General features: G+C 60.5%; 20 protein-coding genes. 8 read left to right on the plus strand and 12 right to left on the minus strand.

Features of this window, described 5'->3' with window-relative positions; all coding sequences use genetic code 11:
• Window positions 1–6: 6 nt before the first annotated feature.
• A complete protein-coding gene (locus D906_RS17495) occupies window positions 7–585 on the minus strand; it encodes an alpha/beta hydrolase (RefSeq protein WP_019097544.1) in 579 nt (192 codons plus the stop codon).
• 194 nt (window positions 586–779) lie between these two features.
• On the opposite strand from D906_RS17495, the gene D906_RS17500 reads away from it, so the two are divergent.
• A complete protein-coding gene (locus D906_RS17500; RefSeq protein WP_019097545.1) occupies window positions 780–1,790 on the plus strand; it encodes an AraC family transcriptional regulator in 1,011 nt (336 codons plus the stop codon).
• Here the strand turns inward: D906_RS17500 and D906_RS17505 are convergent.
• From D906_RS17505 to D906_RS17530, 6 genes are all read right to left on the minus strand, one after another.
• Complete coding sequence (locus D906_RS17505; RefSeq protein ID WP_026020371.1) at window positions 1,787–2,113, minus strand: Rieske 2Fe-2S domain-containing protein; 327 nt, start codon at window positions 2,111–2,113, stop codon at window positions 1,787–1,789. The two genes, D906_RS17500 and D906_RS17505, sit on opposite strands and share 4 nt — an antisense overlap.
• On the minus strand, window positions 2,110–2,763 hold the full coding sequence (locus D906_RS17510) for a DsbA family oxidoreductase (protein WP_019097546.1): 654 nt from the start codon (window positions 2,761–2,763) through the stop codon (window positions 2,110–2,112). Before D906_RS17510 ends, D906_RS17505 begins: the two co-directional genes overlap by 4 nt.
• Before the next feature lie 4 nt (window positions 2,764–2,767).
• The gene (locus D906_RS17515) at window positions 2,768–4,048 is read right to left on the minus strand and encodes an MFS transporter (RefSeq protein ID WP_027615527.1); all 1,281 of its coding nucleotides are present in this window, start codon (window positions 4,046–4,048) and stop codon (window positions 2,768–2,770) included.
• Window positions 4,049–4,168: 120 nt separating this feature from the next.
• Window positions 4,169–5,221, minus strand: coding sequence for a 3-keto-5-aminohexanoate cleavage protein (locus D906_RS17520; RefSeq protein ID WP_019097548.1), 1,053 nt, complete (start codon window positions 5,219–5,221; stop codon window positions 4,169–4,171).
• Window positions 5,222–5,275: 54 nt separating this feature from the next.
• Window positions 5,276–6,124 (minus strand): TauD/TfdA family dioxygenase, encoded by an 849-nt coding sequence (locus D906_RS17525; RefSeq protein WP_019097549.1) that lies wholly within the window; start codon window positions 6,122–6,124, stop codon window positions 5,276–5,278.
• Between the two features lie 13 nt (window positions 6,125–6,137).
• Window positions 6,138–7,118, minus strand: coding sequence for a quinone oxidoreductase (locus D906_RS17530; protein ID WP_016715624.1), 981 nt, complete (start codon window positions 7,116–7,118; stop codon window positions 6,138–6,140).
• Window positions 7,119–7,345: 227 nt separating this feature from the next.
• On the opposite strand from D906_RS17530, the gene D906_RS17535 reads away from it, so the two are divergent.
• Window positions 7,346–7,552, plus strand: a complete 207-nt coding sequence (locus D906_RS17535) for a hypothetical protein (RefSeq protein ID WP_020371287.1) — start codon at window positions 7,346–7,348, stop codon at window positions 7,550–7,552.
• Window positions 7,553–7,656: 104 nt separating this feature from the next.
• On the opposite strand, the gene D906_RS17540 is transcribed toward D906_RS17535, so the two are convergent.
• Complete coding sequence (locus D906_RS17540) at window positions 7,657–8,016, minus strand: hypothetical protein (protein ID WP_019097550.1); 360 nt, start codon at window positions 8,014–8,016, stop codon at window positions 7,657–7,659.
• A gap of 169 nt (window positions 8,017–8,185) precedes the next feature.
• On the opposite strand from D906_RS17540, the gene D906_RS17545 reads away from it, so the two are divergent.
• Both D906_RS17545 and D906_RS17550 read left to right on the plus strand, forming a co-directional pair.
• On the plus strand, window positions 8,186–8,386 hold the full coding sequence (locus D906_RS17545; RefSeq protein ID WP_019097551.1) for a hypothetical protein: 201 nt from the start codon (window positions 8,186–8,188) through the stop codon (window positions 8,384–8,386).
• Window positions 8,387–8,543: 157 nt separating this feature from the next.
• Entirely contained in the window at window positions 8,544–8,762 is a 219-nt protein-coding gene (locus D906_RS17550; protein WP_019097552.1) for a hypothetical protein, read from the plus strand.
• A 282-nt stretch (window positions 8,763–9,044) separates the two neighbouring features.
• Here the strand turns inward: D906_RS17550 and D906_RS17555 are convergent, their stop codons facing one another.
• Window positions 9,045–9,353: a hypothetical protein gene (locus D906_RS17555; protein ID WP_019097553.1), complete on the minus strand. Its 309-nt coding sequence runs from the start codon at window positions 9,351–9,353 to the stop codon at window positions 9,045–9,047.
• Between the two features lie 254 nt (window positions 9,354–9,607).
• The gene (locus tag D906_RS26645; protein WP_019097554.1) at window positions 9,608–9,748 is read right to left on the minus strand and encodes a hypothetical protein; all 141 of its coding nucleotides are present in this window, start codon (window positions 9,746–9,748) and stop codon (window positions 9,608–9,610) included.
• A gap of 478 nt (window positions 9,749–10,226) precedes the next feature.
• Here D906_RS26645 and D906_RS17560 point away from each other — a divergent pair, with 478 nt between their 5' ends.
• Window positions 10,227–10,547: a hypothetical protein gene (locus D906_RS17560; RefSeq protein ID WP_019097555.1), complete on the plus strand. Its 321-nt coding sequence runs from the start codon at window positions 10,227–10,229 to the stop codon at window positions 10,545–10,547.
• Window positions 10,548–10,791: 244 nt separating this feature from the next.
• On the opposite strand, the gene D906_RS17565 is transcribed toward D906_RS17560, so the two are convergent.
• Together D906_RS17565 and D906_RS17570 are read right to left on the minus strand one after the other, a co-directional pair.
• Window positions 10,792–12,066: a Y-family DNA polymerase gene (locus D906_RS17565; RefSeq protein ID WP_019097556.1), complete on the minus strand. Its 1,275-nt coding sequence runs from the start codon at window positions 12,064–12,066 to the stop codon at window positions 10,792–10,794.
• Complete coding sequence (locus tag D906_RS17570) at window positions 12,056–12,484, minus strand: LexA family transcriptional regulator (protein ID WP_019097557.1); 429 nt, start codon at window positions 12,482–12,484, stop codon at window positions 12,056–12,058. The genes D906_RS17565 and D906_RS17570 overlap by 11 nt, the downstream gene beginning before the upstream one ends.
• Window positions 12,485–12,586: 102 nt before the next feature.
• Between D906_RS17570 and D906_RS17575 the strand changes: the two genes are divergently transcribed.
• Genes D906_RS17575 through D906_RS17585 form a run of 3 tightly spaced genes read left to right on the plus strand, consistent with a single transcriptional unit; the run spans window position 12,587 to window position 15,306 of the window.
• Window positions 12,587–13,276, plus strand: coding sequence for an SOS response-associated peptidase family protein (locus D906_RS17575; protein ID WP_027615526.1), 690 nt, complete (start codon window positions 12,587–12,589; stop codon window positions 13,274–13,276).
• A gap of 42 nt (window positions 13,277–13,318) precedes the next feature.
• Window positions 13,319–13,687, plus strand: coding sequence for an integrase (locus tag D906_RS17580; RefSeq protein WP_019097559.1), 369 nt, complete (start codon window positions 13,319–13,321; stop codon window positions 13,685–13,687).
• 32 nt (window positions 13,688–13,719) lie between these two features.
• Window positions 13,720–15,306, plus strand: a complete 1,587-nt coding sequence (locus D906_RS17585; protein ID WP_016715632.1) for an ABC-F family ATPase — start codon at window positions 13,720–13,722, stop codon at window positions 15,304–15,306.
• Window positions 15,307–15,486 lie beyond the last annotated feature (180 nt).

Below are 15,486 nucleotides of genomic sequence, written 5' to 3' on the forward strand. Positions count from 1 at the left end.
CATGCGTTACTGCAGGTTTGCGCCGTCCAGTCGGCGGATCAGGGCCTCGGCCAGCGGCCAAGGGCCGAAACCGGAAGCCGGGTTAAGGTGGCCAACAGCGCCCAGGCCAACCAGTTCGCTGCCCCAACGCCGGGCCAGTTCACCGGCGGCGGCGTAGCTGGCGAGGTGGTCGTTACTGCTGGCCGCGACAATGCTTGGGAATGGCAGCGACGTCGGCGGAAGCGGTGACCAACCCTTCTCGGCCAGGCTGGCCGGGCTTGGGTAATGCGCCGGCCAGTGGGCATTGAGGTCTGGCGGGGCCGCCAGCAAAGCCCCCTTGATCGGCCGCCGGTAGCGTGCCGCCCAATGGGCGACCATCAGTACGCCAGCACTGTGCGCGACCAGGATTACCTCACCTTCGAGCTGATCGAGCTCGCGCTGGATCGCCTCGACCCGGGCGTTGCAACACAGGCCGTCAACCTGCAACGGCGGTACGCTGCGCACCTTGGCCAGACGGCCGGCCAGCAGGGTTTGCCAATGTTCGGCGACGTGGTCACGCAGGCCAGGGACAATCAGCACGGTGGCTGTGGTTTGCAATTTTTCCACGGTGAACCTCATGTGCGATGTAGCGCTTGAAGGTCACAGTAAACAGGCCTCCCCCCGGGTGCTTTACATTGGGCGTCAGGCGCTTTTCATTTGATGACAACGGTCAAAACAGGGCTTTGCTTTTCAATTGATGACACGCACGCTATAAAACCAGTGGACCTGCAACCCCCGTACTTCAGGGACAACAATAAAAAATGCCTGCTCTAGTCCGTGCCGCCAGTTTGACCAACTACCTGGAAGTGTCCCGCCACCTGGGCCTCAATCCCCATGCACTGCTGGCACAGGTTGGCCTGAGCGCCGCGCTGCTCGACGACCCCAACCGGCGTATCCCGGTGGCCAGCGTCATCAGCTTGCTGGAGGCCTCTGCCAGCGCCACGAAGTGCGAAAGTTTCGGTTTGCGCATGGCCGAATTGCGTCAGTTGTCGGACTTCGGCGAAATCAGCCTGCTGCTCAGCCACCAACGCAACCTGCGCGATGCGCTGCAAGTGATCGTGCAGTACCGCCACCTGCTCAACGACGCGCTGGCCATCCATATCGAGGAAGCCGGCAAGACCGTGGTTATTCGTGAGGAGGTGATCAACGAGCGAGCGCCGTGCAGCCGCCAGGCCACCGAGTTGGCCATCGGCGTGATGATGCGCCTGTGCGCGGCACTGCTGGGTGCCCATTGGCACCCGATCAGTGCCAACTTCACCCACGCGGCCCCTGCCGACCCCTCCATTCACCGGCGCATTTTCGGTTGCACACTGGTGTTCGGTAGCGAATTCAATGGCATCGTTTGCCCCGCCGCCGACCTCGACAGCGCCAGCCCGCAGGCCAACGAGGCCATGGCCCGGCTGGCGCGGCGCTACCTGGACACGCTGCCGGCCAGCGGCGTGCCGTCGCTGGAACTGGAGCTACGCAAGACCATCTACCTGCTGCTACCCATGGGCCGTGCCACCATCGAGCAAGTGGCGCAGACCCAAGGCATGAACGTGCGCACCCTGCAGCGGCGGCTGGAAGAGAACGCGCTGACCTTCAAGGACCTGATCAACAGCGTGCGCCGTGACTTGGTGATGCGCTACCTGGAAAACCCCAGCTATTCGCTGGGGCGCATTGCCGACATGCTCGGTTATTCGATGCCCAGCTCATTCACCCGCTGGTTCATTGCCCAGTACGGCATGCCGCCGGCAAACTGGCGCGCACAGCACAATGGGCAGTTGCATTAACCGCCCGTTGCGGGCTCATCGATGACGATAAACACCTCACCCTTCTCGTGCTCGACAGGGTACGTGTTCAGCTTGAGCGCGGTGGAGTTCTGCAGATAACCGCTGGCCAGGTCGAAACGCAATCCGTGGGCACAGCACTGGATGACGCGACCCTCCAGGCGACCACCGCACAGCGATGCCCCCTGGTGCGGGCAACTGTCATCGACGGCATAGAACGAATCGGCAATGTTGAACAAGGCCACACTGTGGCCTTCAAGGTCCAACAGCACCCGCCCGTTGCGTTCGGGTACTTGATCGGGGGCCAGTGCCATACGTCGTTTCATGCCTGCACCACCTCCTGCAAGGCGTCTTTCATGGCCGCGAACAGTGCCTCGGCCGGCCGCACGCCTGCAATCAACGGCCCCTGATTGAAGCGGTAGCGCGGCACGGCACTGCCTGCGCGCCCTGCCCCATCGAGAAACGGGCTACCGTCGTCACGCAGGCAGTCGACCACTTGTGCGGCCTGCAGCCCGCAGCTCTGGGCAATACCGAGCAAGGTGCCGCTGTCCCCCAGGTCACGGCCCTGATGGAAATAGGCAATGAACAACTGCGCCAGCAACGCCTCCTGTTGCGGTGCACCGAGCAGGCTGCCGGCCCGTTGCATCAACCGGTGAGCATTGCCGGTATTGGGCATGCGGCGTATGCGCGAGAAATCGATATCCTCGCCCACCACGCTGGCAGCGGCGCGCACCTGGGCCTGGCGCTCGCGTACGGCTTGTTCACTGCCCAGGCGTTGCAGGTAAAACGTACTGAACGACACCCCATTGGCAGGCAGCCCAGGCAACAGCTGCACGCCCTGCCAGTGCACCTGCACCTCTACCTGAGGTTGCTCACGTTGCAACCACAACAGGGCCGCCTGCAGGTGCCGCTGCCCAATCAGGCACCAAGGGCAGACAAAATCGAAGAACACCTCGACGGACAACAGCTGTTTCACGGTTTCAACTCCTGGAGCGCAGACAGTCCATGTCGCGGTGGTAATGACGTTTAGCGAAAAAGAACACAGCCGCCGCCGCGATGCTTGTCAGCGGTACCAGCTGTAATGCGGCCTGCAGGCCGATCAGGTCGGATACCCGGCCAGTAATCAGCGGCCCGGTCGCCAGGCCCAGCAGGTTGTTGGCCAGGGTCAGGGTGGCGAAAGCGGTGCCATGTACCGAGGCGTGGGTAAGGTTGGCAACCATGGCACTGGACGGGCCGTTGGTGCCGGCGGCAATCATCATGCCCAGGCAGATCAGCACCAGTTGTGCGGTGCCAGCGGGCAACGCGAAGGCCATGCTCAGCAGCACGCAGCTGCCCAGGCAGTAACCGATGGCCAGGCTGATCTTGCGGTCCGGGCGCTGCCGGCCCAGGCGGTCGCAGAGCATGGCGCAGAGGATCATGCCGACGCCGCTGCACAACACGATAACAGCGGCGACCGCACCGGCGCGGTCAGTGCCCATGGCGTAATAGCGGTTCAGGTAGCTAGGCATCCACACAATCAAGGTGCCGCCAACAAACAACTGCAGGCCGCTGCCGACATAGGCGGCGATGACCGAGCGGCTGCTGTACAAGCTGCGCAGCGGGCGGCTGACTTTGCCCAGCGCCTGCTGCGCGCACTTGGGCGCAATGCGTGCCTCCTTGACGATCATGGGGTACAGCATCGCCAGCACCAGGCCGAACAGTGCCATGCCGGCGAATGCCCAGCGCCAACCCAGGTGCTGAGCCAACACGCCGCCCAGGGCCATGCCCAGCACCGAGCCGAACATGCCACCGGCCATGAATGCCCCGGCCAGGGTCGAGCGCATGTCGCGGGGGAACACGGCGACCACCACGGCAATGCCGACACTGCCGTAAGCGGCCTCTCCGACCCCGACCAGAAAACGCGCAATGAACATTTGCGGGTAATTTTCTGCCAAGGCGCAGCCGAGCGTCGCCAGGCTCCACAATACCGCCATGAACACCAGGCTGCGTACCCGGCCGACACGGTCGGCCAACAGTGACAGCGGGAACGTCAGCAGGCCGACCATCAGCGCGACGATGCCGCTGAGCAGGCCCAACTGGCTGTCACTGAGCGCCCATTCGCCCTTGAGCAGCGGGAACACCGCGTTGAGTACCTGGCGCGACATGTAGTCGGAGATCAACAGACCAAAGGTCAGGGCAAAGACCACCCAGGCATAACGCCGGGGCACGCTGTGGGCGGATTCGCTGCCGGCGTCTTCGGCGCTGGCGAGGTAGGTGGCCATGTTGCCTCCTTGGGTGTAGGGCTTGGGTGTTGTTTTTGTTGTTATGGGTAACAGCCAGAACTGATGTTGCTCTTGCGGGCCGCTTCGCGGGCAAGCCCGCGAAAGGGTCGGGCCTGCCTTTCAGGTACGCTGCGGCACCCCCTTCACACCCGACTGGCGGTTTGGCGCCATGCCGTTGGCCTTCAGCGTCTGCTCGATGCTGTCGTACTGCTGGCCGATGCGGTAAATGGCGCGGGCCTCTTTGCCAGTGGCAATCTCACGACCCAGTTCATGCGCCACGCGCACGGTCTGCCGGACCTGCTGCACCGAGGTGAAGCGTTTGCCGTGCTGGTCGATGATGGTGTCTTCGTTGCCACAGCGCGGGTGCAGGCCCATGGCCAAGGCCATGGTATTGAACGGCAGCACGTTCTTCAGCAACGACTCGGCGGTCAACGTGCAGCCGTCCGGTGCGCGGTGGATGAAGTTGAAGAAGTTGAACGGGTTGGGGCCGTCAAAACCGCCGCCAATGCCGATCCAGGTCAGGTTCAGCGGGCCCATGTAGTCACCCCGGCGCACAATGCGCTCAAGGGTTTCCAGGGCATGCATGCCGGTCAGCTGGAAATGCGGCTGGATATTGCTGGCCTGCAGGCGGCGCAGGTGTTCGCGGACCCAGGCCGGGCCGGCCGGCACGGTCATCTCGCTGTAAGCTGCATGGATTGCGGGGCTGGCCAGCGAGGTGCCTTCGAGATACTCGGGGTACAACAGCTCCATGATGTTCATCTGTGTGGTGTTGATCGCCACGGTCACCTGGTCGGGGCGCGGCGTCAGTTCGGCGAGCATGTGTCGGGTATCGTCCGACAGCCACTTGGCCGCCTCGCCTTCGCCCTCCGGCGCGAAGGAAATCGACCCCCCCACCTGGATGATCATGTCCGGAACCGCCTCACGCACACCGGCGATCAGCTCGTTGAACTTGGACAAGCGCTTGGAGCCTTTGCCGTCCAGTTCACGCACATGCAAGTGCAGCACGGTGGCGCCTGCCTCGTAACAGTCGACGGCCTTCTGCACCTGCTCGTCCATGGTCAGTGGAATGTCTTCAGGGAAGTCTTCGGGCATCCACTCCGGGCCATAGGGGGCCACGGTGATCACCACCTTTTCCATGTTTTCCGGGTGCAACGAATCGTCGAAGAATTGCATGCTGTAGTCCTCGCTATTGTTATTGTGCGGTTGCCGCCAGTGACGACAACAGGCTTAGAACGTGCGGCTGCCCTTGATCCCGGCGCGCTCCATCTTGCGGTGGCACGGCGGGTAGTCCATTACGGCGTAATGCTGAGTGCTGCGGTTGTCCCAGATCGCCACGCTGTTAGGCTTCCAGCGCCAGCGCACCTGGTACTCGGGCAGGTACGCCTGGCTGATCAGGTAACGCAGCAGGTCGCTGGCACCTGGGTTGGCGTCTTGGCCGAAACGCACCCGTTGCGGGGTGTGGTAGTTGCTGAAATGGGTGGTGAAGGCGTTGACGAACAACACCTGCTCGCCCGTTTCCGGGTGGGTGCGCACCACCGGGTGCTCGGCATCGGGGAACTGCGCCTTCAGTGCCAGGCGTTTGTCCAGCGGCATGGCGGCGCCGAAGCTGGCCTCGATGCTGTGGCGGGCGCGCAGGCCTTCGATTTTGGCCTTTACGTCGCTGGGCAGGTTTTCATAGGCCAGCACCATGTTCGCCCACATCGTATCGCCGCCCACCGGAGGGCATTCGACGCAGCGCAGTACGCAGCCCATGGGGGGCGCCTCGCGCCAGGTGGCGTCGGTGTGCCAGGCATTTTCATAACGGTCGTTGGGCTGGTCCGGGCGCTTGTAGATCTGCACCAGCCCTGGGTGCTCAGGATCGCTACCGGCCACCGGGTGGTCTTCCAATTCGCCGAAGCGACGGGCGAAGGCCACATGCTCGGCACGGCTGAAGTGCTGGTCGCGCAGGAACAGCACACGGTGTTGAAGCAGCTGCTGGCGCAGTTGGGCGAACAGGTCATCATCGTGAATCGCGTCGGCCAGGTTGACGCCACTTACCTCGGCACCGATCGCGCAGGTCAGTTGTTCGATGTGCATGCTGTTGCCCTCTTCAGATGACGAAGATCGACGAGCCGGTGGTTTTGCGAGCTTCCAGGTCACGGTGGGCCTGAGCGGCATCCTGCAAGGCGTAGTGCTGGTTGATTTCGATCCGGATGCGCCCGCTGCTGACGTGGTCGAACAGTTCACCGGCCAGGTCGGCCTTTTCTGCCGGGTCGGCAATGAAGTCGGCCAGTGCCGGCCGGGTGAGCTGCAGCGAACCCTTGATCGCCAGCAATTGCGGGTCGAATGGCGGGATGGTGCCCGAAGCCGTGCCAACGCATACCATCAGGCCACGGCGTTTGAGCGCATCGAGCGAGCCCATGAAGGTGTTCTTGCCAACGCTGTCAAACACCACGTTCACCCCTACCCCGTCGGTCAGCTCACGCACGCGGCTGGCCACGTCCTCGACGCTGTAGTTGATGATGTGGTTACAGCCATGGGCGCGGGCCACTTCAGCCTTGGCCTCGGTGGATACGGTGCCGATCACGTTCAGCCCCAACAGCCTCGCCCACTGCGCGACAATCAGGCCAACCCCGCCAGCAGCGGCATGCAGCAGCACGCTGTCACCGGGCTTGAAGTCATAGAGCCGGCGTAGCAAGTAGGCCGAGGTCAGGCCGCGCATGGTCATGGCGGCAGCGGTCTCGAAGGCAATGGTTTCCGGCAGTTTTATCAGTGCCGCGGCGGGTATGAGCCGCTCGGTGCAATAAGCACCCAGGGTATTGAGGAAGCCGGTATAGGTGACACGGTCACCGACCCTCACCTGCGTCACGCCCTCGCCCACGGCCTCTACCACCCCGGCAGCTTCCACGCCGATACCATTGGGCAACGGAATCGGGTAGGTGCCATTGCGGAAGTAGGTGTCGGCGTAGTTCAGGCCCACCGCCACCTGGCGCAAACGCACCTGGCCCGGGCCAGGCTCGCCCACCTCGGCATCCTCGTAGCGCAGCACTTCGGGGCCACCGGTCTGATGGAAACGTACGACTTTGGACATGCTTGTCTCTCCACTCATCGATCTGGACGCCTGGCGTCAGTTCTGGATGACTGGACTGTATGCCCTTGGCTTTCAGGATGCTTCGCATCGGACGACAGCGGGTTTTCATTTGATGACAGCGCGATCGGCACCCTGCCCTGCATGAACGCTGTTTTATTGATGAGCCTGCTTGATGCTTATCCATGGCGAGACTAATACTTAAGTCTCTGCCTGGGGAGGCACGAAACATGCAACCAAGATTCGTTATCGTTCCCGCTGTGCCGATCGAAAAGGAGTCGTTCCGCATGGGCAGCCGCTATTACGCCGCTACCGTTTGTGGAGGGTTCGACATTTACGATAACCAGGTGAAGGAGCGGCTCAAACCGAGCTACCCGAGCAGGACGGATGCGCAGGTTCAGTGCGAGCAGATGAACAAGCGCGGGGACGTGGGTTGATCAATATGCCAAGCCCTAAGCGGTCTCCGTGGCAGTGACCCTGCTTCGCGAGCACAAGGCCCGCCTGCCCAGCATGGGCGGTTCGAGCGGCTCGGGTTACTGACTCAGTCCAGGCACTCTCTGGCAGCCTGGCGCAACTTGTCGCCCGACAGGAAGCTGCCCTTGTAGAACGTAGCGCGGCTGCCATCGCGAGAATCGACCACGTCCAGCACATCGTCGCTCGCTACGGCACTGGGCGCCGTCAGCCGATAACCGTGGGCTATCGACTTCTGCGTAGCCTGGGGCGCTAGTGCCTGCCACTTAGGCAGGACGCACGCGGCGTACTGCTGCGGCGATTTTTTGGTCAGTTTACTGGCCGTGGGTTTGCCGGGGGTTGCGCAGCCGGCAAGGCTGGCAACTAACGCAGAAGTGATAAGGATACGAAAGGTAGGCATTTGCAATTGGCCATTAGGGATACGCTGCATTCTAACGGGGGTTGCGCCGAGTTACTAATCAACCAAGGTCTGGCTGCAGTTTTCGCGCAATTGACACGGCCATAGGCGCTGGGGCACCTGATAATTCTGCCAGTAGCGTGAGCAGGTGGAGGCTGCGACAGTAAAGGTGTCAACCCACCAGTCGGCAAGGAATTCCACAATGCAAAATAACGCCAACAAAACCCTTCTTTTCTACCAGAATGGCAAACTCATCACCCTTAAAACCGGTGAACAGAACCGTAGCATTTTTCGCCACTCGGACGTGCCACTTGCCGAGCAACAATCAGACGGTAACCAGTCCATCGGATTGTTGGTAACGGACGATAAAGGTTCGGTACTTCAGGTGGAAACAGACCGCTGAAAAACCTGGGCACTCTCCGGCGCCCGAGCAATGATCGCGTAAGCTCTTCCGGGTTTGGGCGAGAAAGCGCCTTCTACAAATCGGTTGCGTTTCACCCTGCCCTGCGGCGATGCTCACAGGCCCGTTGAAGCAACTGACAAGGAAGGCCTTTAACACCATGGAAACGCTTCATAGCATCAAGTCAGACTTGGTCAGAACAGCCGATCACCTGGACCAGCTCAGTCAGGCCATGAGTGGTCATGCCAGGTTCATGGCGGCGCGCGGTAGTTCGCAAAGCGAGGTGGATGTTGCTGCGCACATCAAGTCCATCGATGTGGTTGCGGACGAGTTGCGCTCTGTCGCCGCAAGAATCGACGACATGGAAGGCGCTTGTTGACTGACTTCACGGTCTGGAAATCGCCTTGGTTTGCCTAGCTAATCCATTCCTGACCGCGACTATATACCCGGTTCAGGGTGCCAGCCCCCCCAAACGGGGGTCAGGGTTTGGCTCCCCGGTACAGCACGATGGCCGCTACATCGAGGGCCAGCACGATGGCGACAAACAGAAACATGACATACAGGTCTTCAGGAAGCATTGCCGTATCCCCCAAATGCGCCGGTTTGAAAGGGTAAGAGCAATATGCGTTCCAGTCGGCGCATCAGATATTCGGGCAGCGACTCAGCTGAACTTGAGCTTCACCACTTTGCTCAGCGCCCACCCCCCGAAGACGTAGAACACATCCAGGTAGAGGCGCCCTGCATAGTTGGGCAACGGCGCGTTATTCAACAACACATCCGGGTCGGGCGCCGGGGGAAACAGCGCATAAAAACCGTTGGGCAGCACCGCCAGCGCCAGCAGCAACAGGTAAGTCAAGGTTTGCAGTAAGGTAGCGCGATTCCTGGATTTGGCAGACCACTTCAAGCCGTAGTACGCAACCAGGCCGGCAACGGGCAACACCCAGAAATGCGTCGGGATCCCAATGAACATTTCGGCGACAACGCTTCTTGCTTGCACCCGAGATTCTCCTTCTAAATAGGCGGATTATTGCGGCCGTGGCCAGCAAATGCAAAAAGCCCGCTCTCAACAGCGGGCTTTTTGTGTTTTCCAGTGCTAACCCTCATGCCTTGGAACACATCAGTGCGGCGTCCAGCAACCTCGTGTGCCCATGTTACTGCTTGAAGGCAACCCGGTATCAGGCTTATTGGCTATATGGACCTCGGGGCGCCTTCTCGCGCCCGCCATTAGTAGCGACGATACTCCTGCCCACCATGATCACCGTCGTAATAATGGCGATGATGCCGCCCGTCATGCCAGTATGGCCAGCAGCCACTGAGCAGCAGCGAACCGGACAACACCACAACCCATGCAGTCTTGCGTTTCATGTGCGCACCTCCGACAAGCGAAGCCAAGGCTTGCTTACGTTGGACCGCACTCAATCGGGATGTTCAGGCTGGCGCACGCCGCTGGTCATCTTCCCCGCCAGGTTTCATGTAGCGGCTGGCCCGATTACGCGTATGGCGTGCCCCACAATCGGGGTCAGGATATGGCATTGAGAAACACATAAGTCGCCGCCAGGTCCAGTACCAGCACAGCCACCACGCTGAAAATCATGTAATAGCGGTCATCCTGAGTCATTTCTGCGTACCCCGCATGATCAATGTCTCAGGGCTTCAGCAATTCCTGTTCCAGTGCAGAGGTAAAGCCATGCTGCGTTGGTTGCTCGTACCTTACTGGCGGTACCCGGTAGGCAAGCGGGGAACGAGAGGAACAAGGGGAAGGCAGTGGTAATACCGATAATCCACGAAAACACTCAGGGTCAGCTAGAGTTTTATTGGGTACAAGCACCGCGAGATAACGATCATGCTAAAACAAGAAGCAGACGACGTGATTGAGCGTATACGGGACGATCTGAAAAGGCACGGTGTGCTGATCGGCTACGACCCGGAATTTACCAGTGCAGACTTTGGCTGCGACCTGGACTACCACATTGCTCAGGTCAGAGAGGATCCGAACAACCGTGTGTTGCGGATTGCGATACATGACGAAGGCTTGTGGGCCCAGCTCCGGCAGGGGACAGTCTATCGCTGTGTTGTCAGTGATTGCCGGGGGAAGCTCTTTGGCATTCCGATTGCGATAGAGCCGAGGACCGATGCGTCCTACACCATTCAGTACAAGCTCTGAAGCACCCGGTGGGTAGCCTGCCTGGCAGATTACCTTCCCTGCAGACCGAAGGCTGGATTATTCAGAAGCCACATCAGGGTTCGCAGTGTGGGCGTACCCATCAACAACTTGACGCGCTCGGTCAATGCCCCAGGCCTGCGACCGGTACATCGATTCGCCGGGCCTGGCTTCACGACCAAAAGCTCCATTTTTCTTTGTGTTCATCGACGCATGATGATTGCGTCATACCGGACGGCTCGAAGGCTCAACATCTGACCGTCCACAGCTGGTCAATCCGCGTCGTATAGGATTGACTCATCATCTCCCTCCTCATACCCCAGTCCGGTGTAGCCGGCACGCTGGCGGCGCGCATTGTCCCCCTCCCCCAGCGCACGTTGATGTCATCCATCACCTGCATCAGTCGGTCACATGCCACCGATTGCTTCAGCGCAAACAAGTCCTCTGAAAACTCACCTGGCTGCCGCAAGTCCATCAGCAGCACCTCAGCCTTGCTGTACCGAAAACCGGGCCTGAAGATTCGGTCGACCGCTTCTGCGGCCAACCGGGTCATCAGCAGCGTATCGCAGGTAGGGTATGGCAGTTCTACCAATGCGCCCTGGGCGTGGTGTGACTCGTCCGGGTTGAACATGCCGGTGCGGATGCTCACGCGCATACGCTTGCATACTGAGCCCTGGGCCCGAAGCTTTTCTGCAGCCCGGCCAACGTAGGTGGCCACTGCCTGTTTGATGGGCGCCAGCTCAGTGAGGCGCTTGCCGAACATCCGGCTGCAACAGATCTCCTGTTTCGCAGGCTCGGCCTCGTCCAGCTCCAGGCATGGCGTGCCAGCCAGTTCGCGGGCAGTCTTCTCGATCACCACACTGAATTTCTGCCGCAGCGTCCAGGCATCCGCCTTGGCCAGATCCATCGCCGTGTGAATGCCCATCGCTTCGAGGTGGGCAGTCATACGGCGGCCCACACCCCACACCTCTTTCACTCCAGTATTGCGCAGCACCCAATCGCGCTTGAACGGATCGGTAATGTCGACCACCCCGCCCGTCTGCGCCTGCAGGCGCTTGGCGGTGTGGTTGGCCAGCTTGGCGAGCGTCTTGGTGCCGGCGATCCCGACACCCACGGGGATGCCGGTGCATTGAAAGATTCTGGACCGAAGTTTCCGCCCGAACTGGGTCAGGTTTTCCTGAATACCGGACAATTCAGCGAAGCATTCGTCGATGCTGTAGATCTCGGTGGCCGGAACCATTGATTCGATCAAGGTCATGACGCGCTCACTCATGTCGCCGTACAGCGCGTAATTACTACTGAAGGCCCTGATACCATGGCGGCGTAGCTTGTCCTTCGCCAGGAAGTACGGCTCGCCCATCTTCACAAAGGGCTTCGCGTCGTATGACCTGGCGATCACGCAGCCGTCGTTGTTGCTCAACACAACAATAGGGGTCTTGGCCAGGTCGGGCCGAAAGACGCGCTCGCAGCTCGCGTAGAACGCGTTGCAATCGATCAGCGCGAAGACCTGGTCACTGCGCATGGTCGCGAACGCTGTAACGGACAACGCCCCAAACGACGAGCTCATCGCCTTCCATGATGTACCGTGGTGGATATGCCGGGTTCTCCGACTTGAGAATCACCACCCCTTCACGGCGGTGCAGACGCTTGCAAACGGGCTCGCTGTTGACCGCAGCGATGACAATGTCCCCATGCTCCGCTTCACGCCCGCGGTCTACGATGACGATGTCACCCGAGTAGATCCCTGCCCCTTGCATGCTGTCGCCCTCCACTTTCACCAGATACACATGGGGCGCGCGGAGGTCGAATAGCTCATCAAGGGAGATATGACCTTCCAGATGGTCCGCAGCGGGTGAAGGGAAACCGGCCGGAACGTGAAACGAATACAGAGGAAGTAGTTCGGTTCCGCCGGTTGGCGCGCCCAAAAATGTGATGGTCATGATGGAATGTCCAATGCAAGCTGTATGCATATACAGTAGATCTGGCATCGGTTGCCCGGTCAATCCTGACCGGTAAAAATTCTGACGGGCGAGAGGTGGAAAATGTGCGGACGGTACTCGATCTACGCGTCGATGGATCACTACTTGCGCCAGCTGTCGTTGGATCTGGTCGTGATAAATGGCTATGACCACGAGCCAATAAACCGATACAACGTGGCGCCATCGACCCGAGTCGAGGTCATTCGCCAGAGCGGTGATGAGCTGACTGTGGATAGGGTCAAGTGGGGATGGTCGCCGTTATGGGCGAAGGGGAAACGTCCTGATCCAATCAATGCTCGGGCCGAGACAGTGGTGACGGGAAAGTTCTTCAAGGGGTTGTGGCCAGGAGGCAGGGCTTTAGCGCCTGCCAATGGCTGGTTCGAATGGATACCTGACCCAACAGATCCAAAGCGCAAGCAGCCGTATTACATCACAGGCGCCGACGGAGCCCCGCTTTACTTCGCCGCACTTGCTGAGGTGCACCAGAGCCTCGAACCGGATGAGCGCGACGGGTTCGTGATCATCACAGCGCCGGCGGACGAGGGGCTGATCGACATCCATGACAGAAAGCCCTTAGTGCTCACGCCACAGACCGCTCTAGAGTGGTTGGCCCCTACCACATCGCCTGAGCGCGCTGCAGCGATCGTGGAAACGGGATGCCGCCAGGCTGAGGATTTCAGGTGGTACCCGGTGGGCAAGGCAGTGGGGAATGTACGCAATCAGGGCGCCGAGTTGATAAGGCCGATTCGGTGAAGAGGCAGCAAATCCTTTCTACGGGCGCACCAGGCCGAGCGAATGTCGAAAATTCGGCGCATGGCATCAAGGTCTGCGCACCCTGTGAGCCCTTTTGTGTTCCAGCCGAGCAAAGGTGGGCTGTGGATCAACGAGCCAAGTGTTACAATCCGCCACTTCAAATCGGCGCTCAAGGCGCTGAACATCCGTGAACGCCGGCAGTACGACACCCGCCACACCTACGCAACCATGTGCTTGATGCCTGGGATGAACCCCGCGTTCATCGCGAACCAGCTCGGCCACAGCGTTGAGATGTTGCTCTCTACCTACGCGAAATGGATCAGCTCCTCCTCGGACTGGAGGGAGCTGGAGAAGCTGCCGCCCCGCGTCGAATTGGTCCAAAATTGGCCCAAGAATGACGAGAGGGCCTAAATACACCTCTGGAACCCCCGCAGGACAAGCACTTGATCTCCACAGCTAACATCACCATGCAGTTCGGCTCCAAGCCGCTGTTCGAAAACGTTTCCGTCAAATTCAACAACGGCAACCGCTACGGCCTGATCGGCGCCAACGGTTGCGGCAAGTCGACCTTCATGAAGATCCTCGGCGGTGACCTGGAGCCATCCGGTGGCCAGGTCATGCTCGAGCCGAACACCCGCCTGGGCAAACTGCGCCAGGACCAGTTCGCCTACGAGGAATTCACCGTGATCGATACGGTGATCATGGGCCACGGTCAACTGTGGAAGGTCAAGGCCGAGCGCGACCGCATCTACTCGCTGCCGGAAATGACCGAGGAAGACGGCATGGCCGTCGCCGAGCTGGAAACCGAGTTCGCCGAAATGGACGGCTACACCGCCGAATCCCGCGCCGGCGAACTGCTGCTGGGCCTGGGTATCCCACTGGAGCAACACTTCGGCCCGATGAGCGAAGTGGCACCAGGCTGGAAACTGCGCGTGCTGCTGGCCCAGGCGCTGTTCTCGGACCCGGACGTGCTGCTGCTCGACGAACCGACCAACCACCTGGACATCAACACCATCCGCTGGCTGGAAACGATCCTCACGGCGCGTAACAGCACCATGATCATCATTTCCCACGACCGACACTTCCTCAACAGCGTCTGCACCCACATGGCTGACCTGGATTACGGCGAACTGCGCCTGTTCCCGGGCAACTATGACGAGTACATGACCGCAGCCACCCAGTCGCGTGAGCAACTGCTGTCGGACAACGCCAAGAAGAAAGCCCAGATCGCCGAGCTGCAGACCTTCGTCAGCCGCTTCTCGGCCAACGCCTCGAAGGCCAAGCAGGCGACTTCGCGCGCCAAGCAGATCGACAAGATCCAGCTGGCCGAGGTCAAGCCGTCCAGCCGTGTCAGCCCGTTCATTCGTTTCGAACAGACCAAGAAACTGCACCGCCAGGCCGTGGTCGTCGAAAAAATGGCCAAAGCCTTCGACGACAAGGTGTTGTTCAAGAACTTCGACATCACCGTCGAAGCGGGCGAGCGCGTCGCCATCATCGGCCCCAACGGCATTGGCAAGACCACGCTGCTGCGCACCCTGGTCGGCGAGATGACCCCGGATGCAGGTTCGGTCAAGTGGACCGACAGCGCCGAAGTGGGCTACTACGCCCAGGATCACGCCCACGACTTCGAAGACGACATGACCCTGTTCGACTGGATGGGCCAGTGGACCTCTGGCGAGCAGGTAATCCGCGGCACCCTGGGGCGCATGCTGTTCTCCAACGACGAGATTCTCAAGTCGGTGAAGGTGATTTCCGGTGGTGAGCAAGGCCGCATGCTGTTCGGCAAGCTGATCCTGCAGAAGCCGAACGTACTGGTGATGGACGAGCCGACCAACCACCTGGACATGGAATCGATCGAAGCGCTGAACCTGGCGCTTGAAAACTACCCGGGCACCCTGCTGTTCGTCAGCCACGACCGCGAATTCGTATCGTCGCTGGCCACGCGCATCATTGAGCTGTCGGCCGATGGCGTGGTGGACTTCAGCGGTACCTATGACGACTACCTGCGTAGCCAGGGTGTGCTGGTCTGACTGATGGGGCGGCATGGCCATCTATATGGCTGAGCCGGCCTCTTCGCGGGCATGCCCGCTCCCACAGGTACTGCGCAGGCCTTGAGTACTGTGCGGTAGCTGTGGGAGCGGGCGAGCCCGCGAAGAATCCACCGCCAGTCTCTCAGGCTGGCATTCCCCGACGAATAATTCGTTAGCCTG

It is taken from the genome of Pseudomonas sp. LAIL14HWK12:I1, from assembly GCF_003202095.1.
Classification (GTDB): domain Bacteria; phylum Pseudomonadota; class Gammaproteobacteria; order Pseudomonadales; family Pseudomonadaceae; genus Aquipseudomonas; species Aquipseudomonas monteilii.